The sequence below is a fragment of the Streptomyces hainanensis genome (genome assembly GCF_004348415.1).
Lineage (GTDB): Bacteria > Actinomycetota > Actinomycetes > Streptomycetales > Streptomycetaceae > Streptomyces > Streptomyces hainanensis.
Genome location: NZ_SMKI01000853.1, coordinates 1 through 1,108 on the forward strand (window position 1 = coordinate 1; position 1,108 = coordinate 1,108).

Consider the following 1,108-nt stretch of genomic DNA (forward strand, 5'->3'; position numbering starts at 1 on the left):
CCGCTCCACCGCACCCTCGCCCCACCGAAGCGCCATACCCTGAACCACCCCAGATCCCCTGGATTCCCCGATCCACTCCGTTCCCGAACGGCCCGGGAGCGTGGACGGAGGAGCCCCCTGCCTGGGCCCGGCCGATTCGGCCCTCCTGAGGAGACGTGATGAGCGTACGGGTCGTGGTCGCCGACGACCGCCGGCTGGTGGCCGAGGCGTTGGCCTCCGCCCTGCGGGTGCGCGGCCACCGGGTGCTCGGCGCCGGCGCGCCGGCCGTGCGGGCCGCCGATCTGGCGGTCAGCAAGCAGCCGGATGTCTGCCTGTTCGGCCTGGCCGCGCCGGACGCGCCGGGTGCCCTCGACCCGGTGCTGCGGATGCGTCGCGAGTGCCCCAGGGTCGCCGTGGTGGTGCTCGGCCCGGTGCCGCGCCCGCGCGGCGTGGCGGCGGCGTTCGCGGCCGGCGCCCGCGGCTACGTGCGGCACGACGAACGGATCGAGGGCGTGGAGCGGGCCATGGTCAAGGCCAAGGCGGGCGAGGCGGCGGTGGCGCCGCAGCTGCTGCGGGAGGCGTTCGCCGACCTGCTGCACCCGCGTACCGGACCCGACGCCGAGGGGGCCAGGCTCGCCGCGCTGCTCACCGAGCGGGAGGCGGACGTGCTGGCCCGGATCGTGGAGGGCGAGGACACCCGGCGAATAGCGGCCGGGCTCGGCGTCGCGCCGAGCACCGCGCGCACCCACGTGCAGCGGCTGCTGACCAAGCTGGGCACCGCGTCCCGTCTCGAGGCGGCGGCGCTGGCCGTGCGCACCGGGCTGCTCGACCACCTCCCGGCCGGCCGCCGCCTCTGATCCGGGCCCCCGGCCGCCCCGTCCACGACAACCCTCTCCTTCCTCTCCTTTGACGCCGGACGTGGGGGTATGCTTCCTTATGTTTGATTCTGTTGGAGTGTGCCGATCCCGACACGGGCAACGACGCTGACACCGAAGCGTGACCCACCGCATCTGATCTGGACTGGGTGATGAAGAGGACCACGACCCGCCTCGCCGACGGCCGTGAGCTGATCTACTACGACTCACGCGACGACGCCGTCCGCGACTCCCTCGACCGCCGCCCCCTCCAG

The 1,108-nt window shown here is 74.3% G+C and carries 1 protein-coding gene; it reads left to right on the forward strand.

Annotated features, from left to right (window positions below):
- The first annotated feature begins 158 nt into the window (after positions 1-158).
- Positions 159-836 (forward strand): response regulator transcription factor, encoded by a 678-nt coding sequence (locus E1283_RS36445; RefSeq protein WP_132822425.1) that lies wholly within the window; start codon positions 159-161, stop codon positions 834-836.
- Positions 837-1,108: the final 272 nt, after the last annotated feature.